The organism is Phyllobacterium endophyticum (genome assembly GCF_003010935.1).
Taxonomy (GTDB): Bacteria; Pseudomonadota; Alphaproteobacteria; order Rhizobiales; family Rhizobiaceae; genus Phyllobacterium; species Phyllobacterium endophyticum.
Genome location: NZ_PGGN01000002.1, coordinates 630,377 through 643,842, shown reverse-complemented (window position 1 = coordinate 643,842; position 13,466 = coordinate 630,377). Strand labels below are relative to the sequence as shown.

13 protein-coding genes and 1 pseudogene are annotated in these 13,466 nt (G+C 55.6%); 8 read left to right on the top strand and 6 right to left on the bottom strand.

The features are described 5' to 3' along the window. Nucleotides 1-21: 21 nt before the first annotated feature. The 8 genes and pseudogenes from metG to CU100_RS11160 all read left to right on the top strand — a co-directional run bounded on the left by metG (nucleotide 22) and on the right by CU100_RS11160 (nucleotide 7,410). Nucleotides 22-1,569, top strand: a complete 1,548-nt coding sequence (gene metG / locus CU100_RS11195; RefSeq protein ID WP_106716655.1) for a methionine--tRNA ligase — start codon at nucleotides 22-24, stop codon at nucleotides 1,567-1,569. Nucleotides 1,570-1,573: 4 nt separating this feature from the next. Further along, nucleotides 1,574-2,362 (top strand): TatD family hydrolase, encoded by a 789-nt coding sequence (locus tag CU100_RS11190; RefSeq protein ID WP_106716654.1) that lies wholly within the window; start codon nucleotides 1,574-1,576, stop codon nucleotides 2,360-2,362. Continuing rightward, nucleotides 2,355-3,164, top strand: a complete 810-nt coding sequence (locus CU100_RS11185; RefSeq protein WP_106716653.1) for an MBL fold metallo-hydrolase — start codon at nucleotides 2,355-2,357, stop codon at nucleotides 3,162-3,164. The genes CU100_RS11190 and CU100_RS11185 overlap by 8 nt, the downstream gene beginning before the upstream one ends. Continuing rightward, on the top strand, nucleotides 3,161-3,631 hold the full coding sequence (locus CU100_RS11180; RefSeq protein ID WP_106716652.1) for a YbaK/EbsC family protein: 471 nt from the start codon (nucleotides 3,161-3,163) through the stop codon (nucleotides 3,629-3,631). The genes CU100_RS11185 and CU100_RS11180 overlap by 4 nt, the downstream gene beginning before the upstream one ends. A gap of 151 nt (nucleotides 3,632-3,782) precedes the next feature. After that, a pseudogene (locus CU100_RS11175) lies at nucleotides 3,783-4,072 on the top strand (IS30 family transposase); the annotation flags it as partial. 156 nt (nucleotides 4,073-4,228) lie between these two features. Continuing rightward, nucleotides 4,229-4,531 (top strand): hypothetical protein, encoded by a 303-nt coding sequence (locus CU100_RS11170; protein WP_106716651.1) that lies wholly within the window; start codon nucleotides 4,229-4,231, stop codon nucleotides 4,529-4,531. Nucleotides 4,532-4,630: 99 nt separating this feature from the next. Further along, nucleotides 4,631-5,452, top strand: a complete 822-nt coding sequence (gene mazG, locus CU100_RS11165; protein WP_106716650.1) for a nucleoside triphosphate pyrophosphohydrolase — start codon at nucleotides 4,631-4,633, stop codon at nucleotides 5,450-5,452. 515 nt (nucleotides 5,453-5,967) lie between these two features. Beyond that, on the top strand, nucleotides 5,968-7,410 hold the full coding sequence (locus CU100_RS11160; protein WP_146141834.1) for a hypothetical protein: 1,443 nt from the start codon (nucleotides 5,968-5,970) through the stop codon (nucleotides 7,408-7,410). A gap of 136 nt (nucleotides 7,411-7,546) precedes the next feature. Here the strand turns inward: CU100_RS11160 and hflX are convergent, their stop codons facing one another. From hflX to ntrX, 6 genes are all read right to left on the bottom strand, one after another. Further along, complete coding sequence (gene hflX / locus CU100_RS11155; RefSeq protein WP_106716648.1) at nucleotides 7,547-8,959, bottom strand: GTPase HflX; 1,413 nt, start codon at nucleotides 8,957-8,959, stop codon at nucleotides 7,547-7,549. A gap of 6 nt (nucleotides 8,960-8,965) precedes the next feature. Next, nucleotides 8,966-9,205 carry an RNA chaperone Hfq gene (gene hfq, locus CU100_RS11150; protein ID WP_106716647.1) on the bottom strand — a complete coding sequence of 80 codons (240 nt, stop codon included), beginning with the start codon at nucleotides 9,203-9,205 and terminating at the stop codon, nucleotides 8,966-8,968. 122 nt (nucleotides 9,206-9,327) lie between these two features. After that, nucleotides 9,328-10,194: a D-amino-acid transaminase gene (locus CU100_RS11145; protein WP_106716646.1), complete on the bottom strand. Its 867-nt coding sequence runs from the start codon at nucleotides 10,192-10,194 to the stop codon at nucleotides 9,328-9,330. 12 nt (nucleotides 10,195-10,206) lie between these two features. Then, nucleotides 10,207-11,310 (bottom strand): lactonase family protein, encoded by a 1,104-nt coding sequence (locus CU100_RS11140; RefSeq protein WP_170113798.1) that lies wholly within the window; start codon nucleotides 11,308-11,310, stop codon nucleotides 10,207-10,209. An 8-nt stretch (nucleotides 11,311-11,318) separates the two neighbouring features. Further along, entirely contained in the window at nucleotides 11,319-12,083 is a 765-nt protein-coding gene (locus CU100_RS11135; protein ID WP_106717226.1) for an MBL fold metallo-hydrolase, read from the bottom strand. A 20-nt stretch (nucleotides 12,084-12,103) separates the two neighbouring features. Further along, nucleotides 12,104-13,465, bottom strand: a complete 1,362-nt coding sequence (gene ntrX / locus CU100_RS11130) for a nitrogen assimilation response regulator NtrX (protein WP_106716644.1) — start codon at nucleotides 13,463-13,465, stop codon at nucleotides 12,104-12,106. Between the last annotated feature and the right edge of the window lies 1 nt (nucleotide 13,466).

Here is a 13,466-nt window from a genome sequence, read left to right as displayed (position 1 = left end):
AAAGACGAAATCAGGTTACCTATGAGCCGCGAAACATTTTACATCACAACTGCCATTTCCTACCCCAACGGTAGCCCGCATATCGGTCATGCCTACGAACTGATTGCGACTGACGCAATCGCGCGGTTCAACCGTCACGACGGCAAGGACGTGCTATTCCTCAGCGGCACGGACGAGCACGGCATCAAGATGCTGCAGACGGCACGCAAGGAAGGCATCTCGCCGCGTGAACTGGCGGACAGAAATGCCAAGCTTTTCCGCGAGATGGGCGTGCTTCTGAATGCATCTTATGATGACTTCATCAGGACCACCGAGGCGCGGCACTACGAGGCATCGCAGGCAATCTGGCAGAAAATGGCCGATGCGGGCGACATATACAAAGGTGGCTATGCCGGCTGGTATTCAGTGCGCGATGAAGCCTATTACCAGGAGGACGAGACCGAAGTTCGTGCTGACAACGTGCGCTACGGTCCTCAGGGAACGCCGGTTGAATGGATCGAGGAAGAGAGCTACTTCTTCCGCCTGTCGGCCTATCAGGATCGCCTGCTGAAGCTCTATGCCGATAACCCGAGTTTCATCGGTCCGGATGAGCGGCGTAACGAAGTCGTCTCCTTCGTCAAATCCGGTCTTAGGGACCTTTCCGTATCACGCACGACGTTCGACTGGGGTATCCCTGTTCCGGGCGACGAAAAGCACGTCATGTATGTCTGGGTCGACGCGCTGACGAATTACATCACGGCTGCGGGCTATCCCGATGAAGACGCCGGGCGTTGGCGCTATTGGCCAGCCGACGTACACATTATCGGCAAGGATATCATCCGTTTTCACTCGGTCTATTGGCCAGCGTTCTTGTGGTCCGCGGGCATTGAATTGCCAAAGCGTGTTTTCGGCCATGGCTTCGTGTTCAACCGCGGCGAGAAAATGTCCAAGTCCGTCGGTAATGTCATCGATCCAAGTGCATTGGTTGCGCATTATGGTTTGGACCAGCTGCGCTACTTCCTATTGCGCGAGATACCGTTCGGCCAGGATGGTAATTATAGTCATGAGGCCATCGTCAACCGGACCAACGCCGACCTCGCCAACGATCTTGGCAATCTGGCACAGCGTTCGCTCTCGATGATCGCCAAGAACTGCGACGCGAAAGTTCCGCAGCCCGGTACGTTCACCGATGCTGACGAGGCGATATTCGCGCAGGCTGTCGCAGCGCTTGAGATTGCACGCAAAGCCGTCGACTCGCAGGCGTTACATCTGGCTCTCGCCGCCATCTTCGGAGTGGTCGCCGAGGCAAACCGCTATTTTGCGTCACAAGAGCCTTGGGCGCTGAGGAAGACGGATACGGCACGCATGGAGACGGTCCTTTATGTCACTGCGGAAGTCATCCGGCGCGTCGGCATTCTGTGCCAACCCTTCATACCTGGATCCGCAGGAAAACTGCTCGACATTCTGGCGGTTCCCGCGGACAAGCGCAACTTCGCGGATCTGACAGGGGGCAGCCTTGTGCCAGGCGCTGATCTTCCGGCCCCGCAGCCGATTTTTCCGCGCTACGTCGAAGCTGACAAAGAAGCCTGATCGAATGCTGGTCGACAGTCACTGCCACCTGGACTTTGCGGACTTCGCCGAGGAGCGCGACGCCATTGTCCAGCGGGCGCTTGATCATGATATAATTCGGCTTGTAACCATCTGCACGCGGGTCAAACGCTTTGCCGATATCATCCGGATCGCAGAGCAATATGCTAGCGTCTACGCATCGGTCGGAACGCACCCAAACAACGCGCACGAGGAGCTGGATGTAACCGCGGAAGACCTGATCCGGCTCTCGGAACATCCAAAGGTGGTGGCGATCGGTGAGGCGGGGCTGGACTACCATTACGACCACGCGCCTAGAGAGGCACAGGCGCAGGGTTTTCGCACGCATATCGCAGCCTCGCGCGCCACCGGCTTGCCATTGGTCATCCACGCCCGCAGCGCCGACGAGGATATGATTTCGATCTTGACGGAAGAAACAGGGAAGGGCGCCTTCCCTTTCATTTTGCACTGCTTTTCGTCCGGGGCAGAACTGGCGCGGGTAGGCGTAGAACTTGGCGGGTACGTCTCGTTCTCGGGCATTCTCACCTTCAAGAACTCGACCGAGCTGCGCGACATTGCGCGCAACGTGCCGCATGACCGGCTTTTGGTCGAAACTGACGCGCCCTACCTCGCTCCGGTGCCACACCGCGGCCGGCGCAACGAGCCAAGCTTTGTGCGGCATACGGCAGCCGTTCTGGCACAGACGATCGGAGTCGGCGAAGCAGAACTCGGCACTTTGACCTCGGAAAACGTTTTCCGCCTGTTCACCAAGATGCCCAGGCCGGATCATGCCTGATCGCCTGCGGTTCACCATTCTTGGCTGCGGCTCCTCTCCAGGCACGCCGCGTATCAATGGCGACTGGGGCAGGTGCGATCCCGCGAACCCGAAGAACCGCCGGCGCCGGGCGTCCATGCTTGTCGAGCGCATTGCGGAGCATGGCGGCGTCACCACTGTTGTCATCGATACAGGACCGGATTTCCGCTCGCAGATGATCGATTTTGGCTCCGGTAAACTCGACGCCGTTGTCTATACGCATGCGCATGCCGATCACATTCACGGGCTCGATGATCTTAGAACATTTGTGATCGATCGCCGCGATCTGGTGAACATCTATGCGGATGCGGTGACCCAGCGGCGCCTGATGGAAGGCTTCGGCTATTGCTTCAGAACGCCGGAAGGCTCGAGTTATCCGCCGATCCTGCGGCCGCACGAGATTATCCATCACGAGGCCTTTGATATCGATGGCCCTGGTGGCACTATCCGTTTTCTGCCATTGCCCCAGGTCCATGGTGACATCCTGTCTCTGGCCTTCCGCATCGGCGATGTGGCCTATTGCTCAGACGTCAGTTCTTTTCCCGACACGACGGCTGCACAATTGTTCGAGCTCGACACGCTTGTGATCGACGCTTTGCAATACAAGACACACCCAAGCCACTTTTCTTTAGAAGAAACAATGGATTGGATAGACAAGCTAAAGCCGCGGCGAGCCTTTCTGACCCATATGCACATACCGCTGGACTATGAAACTGTCCTGCGTAGCACTCCCGATCATGTAGAGCCCGCATTTGACGGATTGTCTTTCGAGGCCATCGCGTGAGCAAGAGCGTGGAGCGCGTTCGACGAGCCGCGCACGCGGCCGGTCTCCAAATCGAAATACGTCAGATGTCGGACTCTACCCACACCGCGGAAGATGCGGCAATCCAGTGCGGCGTTACGGTGGCGCAAATCGTCAAATCGCTGATATTTCAAGGCTCCGAGACAAAAGACCTTTATCTGTTCCTCGTATCGGGACCGCGCAAGCTCGATCTCGAGAAGGCCGCAAGACTGACCGGAGAAAGCTTGCATCGTGCTGACCCAAAGTTCATCCGAAAGAAAACCGGCTTTGCGATTGGCGGCGTTGCACCGCTCGGCCATCTGATCGATATCAAGGCATACGCCGACCAATGCCTCATGCAGTTCGATGTAGTCTGGGCTGCTGCAGGCGGAACCAATTTCGTTTTCCCAAGTGATCCTGCGGCGCTGATTAGAGCTGCCAAGGCGCAGGTAGCCGACATTGCGGGCTGATCGGTCCACCAGTGTGTTCCCGTCTGTTCCATAATCTATCTTATGTGATCTTTGTCTTAGCCGGGTGGGTTCAAGGATGAAGTGCGACTTGCGATAGATATCACGCGCAATGACTTGCCCATGGAACGCACCTACTCCCTGATTGATTCAGCAAATGCCGGAGCTCAACGGCCACTATTGTGTGACGGCCAACGATATGGCGCGGGACCGGCGTGCCAAGCTGCGTAAGCTGGCACGGTTCTCGCATCTGCGCCAATCCGTGATCGAGCGTATTATGCATGGCTGTCGCCGCAACAGATAGCCGGCCGGCTGCAGCTGGAGCGGCATCCGATTTGTGTGAGCCATGAGACGATCTACAAGTTCGCCTATTCGCCGCACGGGCATGCGATCAAGCTTTGGCAGTACCTGCGCGAGCACCGGCCAGACACCCTCCCGCGACACTGCGACAGCTATGAAGTCACCAAGGAACAAGTTCCTCGTGAAACTGTTACGCCGGCAGAATTGACCGAGTGATGGCCTTGATACTCGAGTGCGGGTGCCGCGTTATTCCTTAGGCAGGCAGGACAACCCGTCTGGCCACAAGAGCGGAGATATGCCATGCGCCAGGAGCTCTTAACGGCTGCCCTGCTCTTCGCAGTTCCGGCATTCGCTCACGACGCTCCGTTGGGTTGGGCTTATGGTGCTGAGTGCTGCAGCTTCATAGATTGCTGGCAGGAGAAGGACGGCGCCATTTTGGAGACGCCGAAGGGCTATCGCGTCATCGCGACCGGAGAACTGATCGGTTATGGCGATACGCGCGTAAAATCGTCAAGGGACCAATTCTTCCATCGCTGCACCGCCACCGCATCTCCCAGGGCGCGGCGGTCGATCTGCCTCTATGTTCCACCTCGATCGCTGTAGGCCCGCCGTCGGTTCCACGTGACTTGGATGTTGTGGACAAGCCTATGGCGAAACCTCTTCATCATATTCGCTGCATGCAACCTGGCCTAGTGTTTGCCAATGAAACCATCACATGACATTGCCCGTCTTCTCGAAATCATGGCAGCGCTGCGTACGCCAGGAACCGGTTGTCCCTGGGACCTTGAACAGAATTTCAAATCTATCGCGCCATATACGCTTGAGGAAGCCTTCGAGGTCGTGGATGCAATAGAGCGCAACGACATAGATGATCTTCGAGAAGAATTAGGCGACCTGCTCCTCCAGGTCGTTTTTCACGCACGCATGGCCGAAGAACTCGACGCGTTCGACTTTGGCGACGTGGTACACGCCATCACTCATAAGATGATACGCCGACATCCACATGTGTTCGGCGAAGATGCCGCTCGCGGCGCAGGCATGGCCAAAGGCATGTGGGACAAGATCAAGGCACAGGAGAAAGCCGAACGACGCGAGAGACGCGCCGCCCTTGGTCCGGGACCGGCGGAAGCCAGCGGGTTTCTAGACGATATTCCACATGGATTTCCCGCATTGATGCGAGCTCTGAAACTGCAGCAGAAAGCTGCCAAAGTCGGTTTTGACTGGTCAGAAGCCGGTCCGATCCTTGACAAGATCGAGGAAGAAATCGCGGAGCTGAAAGAGGCAATCGCGAGCGGGAATCAGCAGGATACCCGAGAAGAATATGGCGATCTGCTCTTTGCCTTCGTCAATTTGGGCCGTCATCTTGAACTGGAGCCCGAAAGCGCCCTGCGCGGCACCAATGAAAAATTCTGCACGCGGTTCCACTATATCGAGCGCAAGCTGACCGAACGGCAACAATCATTGGAAGATGCAACACTCGATGAAATGGAAGCGCTCTGGCAGGAGGCCAAGGCCGCGAAGTAGCGCCCACTTATCATGCATCATTGTTAGGCATTTCGCAGATGGCGAATAGATATTGGGCATTCGCTACAGCTCATTACAACTCCTGCTTGATGGTTGTGGCCGGTTAGCGCGAATTCAACGCGACCAAATGGTCCGTCTTGGCTTGAATTTGTCAATCGGCTCCAGCAAAGCAAAATCCCGGCACAGTATAGTCACTTGGCACGTTACTTGCTGAGAAAGCGTGTGGTTCTATTAACCACGAAACGCTACGACCGATATTTCAGCAATTTTTGCTTTGGAGTTTTTTGATGAAAGACATTTTTGAAACGGGCCGCAAGCCGGTTCTCGACACCGATCAGCCCTCCCCGCTGCGACGGAGAATTTTGAAGGCCTGCGCCTATTTGCCCGCAGCACCGCTGCTGGCGATGCTGGGCGGGTGCGATGGCGATGACGGTCTTCCCGGCGAAGCATCAACGTTTACACCACCGCCAGTCAAGGTTCCCGCAAACGCAATAAGCGATCCGCTGGATCTCAAATTGCCGCCATTCAACGAGACGAATCAGGCTTTGCCCCCAAAACTGGACAAGCAGATAACGGGATCTGTCGAAGTCACCCACGTACCAAAACAACTGCCGGTACCGAGCAAGCCGAAGACCGTCGGCGTCTACAGCCTGCAGTATGATTCGTACAAACAGGTTGCCACACGCAGGAACGTGGCTGCGGGGACACCTGGTTCCGTTACGACGATGAGCCCCGATCCGGAAGACGCGGGTAAATTCATTTTTGTAACGTATGAGGGGATCGAAACCTATCTGAAGCGTGCATTAGATAACCGGTTCGCTTTGCTCCACCGGGCCATGCTTGCGGCTTTTACCAAGCACTCGCCCAAAGAATTCGATGTCAGCTTCTTCACCGCTCCGGAATTCTATTGGAACGTACCTTTTGGAGATTTTTTGACCGAGGCGGAATTGCAATTGTCGACGAAGCTTTACCTCGAAACTGTGACGCGCAACGCGCGAACACTAATTTCGAAGTTTCCAGCGAAGAGATATGGACACATCGTCTTGCTGCCCGGGACTATTGCAACCTTGAAGCGCAGCTATGATGCTACCAAACCTGATGGCAGCGCCATAGCTATCTATAACGCCGCAAATCATCTCACATGCACGCACAATCTGCCGCTGGACGACAAAAGCTTTCCCCGCCCGGCCTACATGATCTGGCCCAAGCGTGTTGTTTCGTGGATCGATTATAAAGACACCGAGGGGTGTGACGATGATTTGGCCATACTGAACAAGAACCCCACCAATCCTGACCTGAACAACACTCTGAAAAAATGTGTTCTGAACAGCAAAAACGGACTGACTGTTTTTATCGAACGCGTCAGTTCATCAGTCGCGCGATCATTCGACAGCATGGGCAATCCTCTTTCGACGATCTTCCAGAACGACATTATCGAAGGCCTGCCATTCGGTATCGATATTTGCCTGGACTACAGCGAAGCCAGCGTGCAGAAGGACAAGTATCGCATTGCTCAGCTCGATGAGAGGGAATTCAAGCTAGATTTCCTTATTTCAGCGGGCATGAGCTTGAGCACCAGCAATTATGCCGACACGCCCTACATTCAATATGCGATGCACACTGAAGGAATCGGCGGATGGGCGGAGGCGTGGAAACTGACCTACACCAAGGCTCAAGGAAATAGACCGGGAACAATTAGCGGGGACAATCTTGCCCCACTGGATGCAGATTCGGCCCAGGACACGAAAAAAGGGGAGATCGCAATCGATCAAACGGACGCGTTCGTCACGCCGGAGGATGCCGACACAACGGGCATTCCGAACATCCTCGATAAAATGAAACCAGGTACCGTACTGGTGTGGAAATTGGATGTGGATCAACCCGCCGATGAAGTCGTTGCGAACAACCCCATACCGACAAAAAAGGTGGCTGATAAGGCCATCCAATTCATAGAATAGGCCGGCGTCGCGCCGCAAGTAGCTAGTTATGCGGGGGCAGATTGGCTGCCCTCGCCCGGCGCGGTATGAAGTGAGCGCGTGTTGTGGAAAGGCAAGCTCTGCGGCAGCTAGGCAAGACGGATGAGTAGAGTGCGCCTTAGCGATTGCTTCCGCTCAGCAGTTTATCGTCGAGTATCTTGCTCGACGCTGCGGTCATGTCCATCGTCAGGGTGATCGAGCCGTCATCGAGGTCCTTGCGTTTCACATTGCTCGAATGTTGATAAATCCAGTCCATCAGACGCATCTGGTTGTGCTGCAACGTGACCTTGACCTTGGTGAGCTTGCCGGCGATCCGGTTTTCTATCTCTTTAAGCAAGGCATCGACGCCCTCGCCCGTAATCGCCGACACCGGGATGGGATGCTCGTCGCCCAAGGCGGCCATGCTCAAGCGTTGCGCGGCTTCGCGTCCAGCATCGTCGAGGAGATCAATTTTGTTCCAGATCTCGATGACGCGCTTGGAATCACCCCGTTCGATGCCAAGACTTTCCATGATTGCGTGCACGTCTTCTGCTTGCGCGGCCGTATCCGGATCGGAAATGTCGCGAACATGCAGGATGAGTTCGGCTTCGACAACTTCTTCCAGTGTCGCGCGGAACGCGGCAACGAGATGCGTCGGAAGGTTCGAGATGAACCCGACAGTATCTGAGAGGATGATAGTTTCCCCGTGCTCGAGCCGGATACGCCGTAGCGTCGGGTCAAGGGTGGCGAAGAGCATATCCTCGGCAACGACCCCTGCCCCAGTCAGGCGGTTGAACAGTGTGGATTTGCCGGCGTTGGTATAACCGACAAGTGCGACCACGGGATGAGGGACTTTCTTGCGCTTGGCCCGGTGCAGCGTGCGTGTGCGCACCACTGTCTCAAGCTCGCGTTTGATGCGCAGGATTTTTTCCTGCAAGGCGCGTCTGTCTGCCTCGATCTGGGTTTCACCCGGGCCGCCAAGAAAGCCGCCACCGCCGCGCTGGCGCTCGAGGTGGGTCCAGCTACGAACCAGCCGGCCTTTTTGATAGGTCAGGTGCGCCAATTCAACCTGCAAGGCGCCCTCTTTCGTCTGTGCACGCCGACCGAAGATCTCAAGAATGAGCCCGGTCCTGTCGAGAACCTTGGCATTCCACTCCTTTTCGAGATTGCGCTGCTGCACAGGCGTCAATGCGTGGTCGACGATCACCAGCTCCGCGTGAGACGCCTCTATAATCTCGCCGATGCTGTCGACTTTCCCGGTCCCGAGCAATGTGGCCGGTCGAGGCGCTGAAACCTGCACAATATCGGAATGGACAATGTCGAGATCGATAGCCCGTGCGAGACCTTCCGCCTCCTCGAGCCTTGCCTCATCGCCGCGCTGAAATTCGCGCTGGATTGTCGGACGTCCGCTTCCGTCTGACCGGCCGCCATCGGCAAAACGCTGAGGCAGGACGGGCACGACCACAATTGCGCGCGTAGGCTCCCTGGCCGTTTCTCCGTTTCCGGTCGATCCGCCATCGTTCTGTGCGTTACGCGTAGATTCTTTTGTCAAAAGTGATTATTCGCTCTCTTCAACTTCGAACATCTGCACAGGTTGACTCGGCATAATGGTCGAGATCGCGTGTTTATAGACCAGTTGTGAATGGCCATCGCGGCGCAAAAGCACGCAGAAATTGTCAAATGATGTGACAATGCCAGTCAATTTTACGCCGTTAATAAGGAAAATTGTCAGAGAAATCTTCTGTTTTCTGACTGAATTCAGAAAAAGGTCCTGAAGATTCTGCGATCGTTCAGCCATTGTTTTTGTCCTTTTATGCGATCAGCAAACGTGTCTCATACAAAATTCTGCGGCGGAAGCAAACTTTCTTTGCTTCGCCAGGAGGTGAAAAATAGCTTTCTGTTAGTCCCCTCACTCTCCGGTTAACAGGATGGCGTTTTTTCCGCAACGTCAAAAAACGCTTCCCGCAAGGAAAGTGTAGTTGTTCCAGGATGTCCATTTGCCACCGATTCGCCGTCGATCGCAACAATCGGCATGACGACAGTGGATGCTGCTGTCATGAAGACTTCCTTGGATTTCTTCGCTTCATCGACGGAAAAACCCCTTTCCTCGATTCTAAGTCCGAGTTTCTTTGCGACGTCGAAAATCGTCGTACGGGTGATACCGCGCAAGATGCCTGATTCAGCGGGTCGCGTGACCAATACACCATCCCTGGTCACTATCCAGGCATTGGTTGCGGCACCTTCCTTGACGGTGCCGTCGGGATCAACGAACCAGGCCTCTTGCGCGCCCTCCTCCCTCGCCTGCTGGCGCGCCAGAACATTTGGCAGCAACCCGATCGATTTTATGTCGACACGGTCCCAGCGATTTTCTGGAACGGTAATGACCTTGATTCCCTTGGCAGCCCGCGCGGCCGATGCCTGGGGGCTCGTGCGTTTCGCAGTGATGACGATCGCTGGAGGCGTATCTACCTCGGGGAAAACATGATCGCGCCTGGCGACACCGCGCGTGACTTGCATATAGACGAGGCCGTTGTGCACCTTGTTAAGACGCACGACCTCCTTGATCACGATCTGAAGCGCGCTGCGCCCCATGGGCCAGGCTATCTTCAACTCAGCAAGCGAACGGTCAAGGCGGTCGAGATGACGTGTCATGTCCATGATATTGCCGCGAGCGATCTCGCAAACTTCATAAACGCCATCCGCGAATTGATAACCGCGATCCTCGATGTGAATTGCAGCCTCGGAATGCTGCACGTATTGGCCGTTTACATAGGCAATGCGCGACATTGCGTCTCCCCGTCAGTTGAATGTTCCGAAAACGATACGCATGGGCGTGTCGAGATCGACGCGCTTACCGGTGTCCTCAAGCGCACCTGTGTCGATGTCGCGTTTGAATATTGCAATGCCTCCACCCTTCTGATTGGCGACAAGCATGAACTTGCCGGATGGATCGATAGCAAAATTCCGCGGCCCGATCCCTTGGGAAGGCGTCCAGCCAATCAACGTGATCCGGCCAGTTTCAGAAATAGCATAGGTGACGATGCTGTTATGGCCGCGGTTTGAGCCATATAGAAACCGTCCATCGGAGCTAACTGCAATCTCTGCGCAGGTATTGGTTTCGCTGAACCCGTCCGGCAAGGCCGGGAGAGTCTGGACGATTGTGAGTTGTGCGGTTTCAGGGTTATAATCCAAAACAGAAACTGTACAATTTAACTCGTTGATTACATATGCTTGTTTCCCGTTTGGGTGGAAAGTCATGTGCCGAGGTCCGGCTCCATCGGGGAATTGAGTATACGGCGTTGCGGCCAGCGTCAGCCGGTCGCCTTGCCCCGGAACATTATACGCAATGATCCTGTCCAGCCCGAGATCGCACACGAAAACGGACCTGTTGTCGGGACTGGGAACCGCACAATGGCCGTGCTGGCGCTTCGTTGTCGGGAGAACGGCGTCCGGCCCTTCGTGGATTGCGGCAGCAAAGGCGGGATCGAGCCCGCCGTCGGCACGTATTGCAAAAGCGGCAACAGCATTGCCCGGCCGCGTGCCGAGTTCCGCAACCGTATAGTTCGACGCGAAAATCACTCCGCCAGTTTGGTCGAACCCGAGATGGCAGGTGGTGTTACCGAGTGTCGGCTGCATGTTGATGAAGGACAACGCGCCCGTCGACGGATCGATGTCGAAGGCTGCCGCCAGGTTTTCGTTCCAGGCTGGTATTTCCACAGCGGCGTATAACCGTTTGCGCTTTTCGTCGATTGCCAGATATCCAGGGTTGTCGATTGCCAGAAACTCGCTTGCAAGAGACAAATCCCCTGTCTGACTGTCGAACTGAAAAACGCTGATGCCCTTGCCTTGGCCTGGGGGCGCGCTGCGGTTGAGATTACCGACGAAAGCGAAGGTTTTTGACATTGTTGATCTCATGCGTTCGGGACTGTGAGAAGGAGAACCTCTCCATCCTCGGGAATAAGTAACCTGTGTTTGGCAATATCATGGGTTTTCGCATATGTTTGAAGGTCGCTGCGCGACACTGTGGCATGATCGAGAGCTTCCATATGTACCGCGACGATCCTTGTATGTTCGGGAGCAACGCGGCAGACCTCGACGGTCTGCTCCGCATCCATGACTATGAATATGTCGTCCCATTTGGCTCCGCAAGAATGGGTAATGATAAGATCCGGCGCGGTGCCCGCGATCGTCGAGATCACGGGCGCATACAGTATCGTATCACCCGTCCAGTATATTGATGGCGCCCCAACTGCATCGATACTGAACCCCATGACCTCCCCCATTTTTGCAAGTACGGGGCCTGAGCCATGATTGCCCTCGCGGCGGATCAAATGGATGCCATCGATCGTCAGTTCATCGTCGAGCGGTCTGACATCGGAAAAGCCGAATGAACGGATACTCTCCTCATCACCCGGACGGCAAACAAGCGGCAGGTCCTTGGGAATCAGATCCTTTGCAACTTCGTCAAAATGATCTGAATGAAGGTGGGAAACCACAACGAAGTCCACCCCCGCAAGAACTTCTTCCGTCGGGACTGGAAGATCGACCATCGGGTTAGGTGAGCGGCCAGTGAATGACGGCCGGCTATGTTTGGGACCAAAATCCGGATCGATGAGGATCGTCGCTCCGGCATAATCCAGCTTCAGCGTTGCGTTGCGAACGAGCTGCAATTTCATGTGGCTGCTTTTCAATTTGTTCATACGCCTAGCGACTTCAGCTTCCGGTGCAAGGCCGACCGCTCCATACCAACGAATTCGGCGGTGCGCGAGATGTTTCCGCCAAAGCGATTGATCTGTGCAATCAGATAATCTTTTTCAAATCGTTCACGCGCCTCGCGCAAGGGCAGAGCCATTATGTGCTGATCCTTGTCCGTCGGTGGTTTTGGCAACGTATCGCCAATTTCGGCAGGCAGAAGATCGGCAGTGATGACAGCCTCGGGATCATCTCCTCGAGCAAGAATGATCAGGCGCTCGATATTGTTGCGCAGCTGGCGGATATTCCCTGGCCATGAGTGCGACTGGAGCACCGCCATTGCATCCGGCCCGATCTTGCGTGGCTTGATTCCGGCCTGATCGGCAATCTGCCCCATGAAGAACTCGACAAGTGCGGGAATGTCGTCACGCCTGTCGGCCAATGGTGGTACGATAACGGGTACCACGGCAAGCCGATGAAACAGATCCTCTCTGAACCTCCCCTCGGCTATCATTGCCTCAAGGTTCTGCGCCGTGGAGGAGATGATGCGCACATCGACCTTGATGCGCTTGGTGCCTCCGACGCGCTCGAACTGCTGATCCACGAGAACACGCAGGATCTTGTTCTGGGTTTCGCGCGGCATATCTGCAATCTCATTGAGATAGAGAATACCCCCATGCGCTTCTTCCAGCGCCCCCACCTTGCGCTCACCACCATCAGACTCAGTGCCGAACAACTCGACTTCCATGCGTTCCGGAGTGATGGTCGCGGCATTGAGATTGACGAATGGACCCTTGGAACGGGTCGACAGGGCGTGAATGGCGCGCGCCGTAAGTTCCTTACCCGCACCAGAGGGGCCGGTGATCATGATACGACTGTTCGTCGGAGCCACGCGCTCGATGGTCTGGCGAAGGTGGTTCATCGAAAGCGAACTGCCGAGAAGTTCGAAGCTTTCGCTGGAACGTTTGCGCAGGTCTGATACTTCACGGCGTAGCTTCGAGGTTTCAAGGGCGCGCTCGGCAATCAGGATCAGGCGGTCGGCCTTGAACGGCTTCTCGATAAAATCATAGGCGCCGCGCCTGATCGCCGATACCGCTGTTTCGATGTTTCCATGGCCCGAAATCATCACCACGGGAATTTCGGGATGCCGCAGCTTGATCTCATCGAGCAATGCCAATCCGTCGAGCCGGCTACCCTGCATCCAGATATCCAGAAAAATCAATCTCGGTATACGGTCATCGATTGCCGCCAGTGCACTGTCCGCATCGGAGGCAACCCTGGCCTCATACCCTTCGTCGCTGAGGATGCCAGCCACAAGTTCACGGATATCAACTTCATCGTCGACTACAAGGATATCAGATGCCATA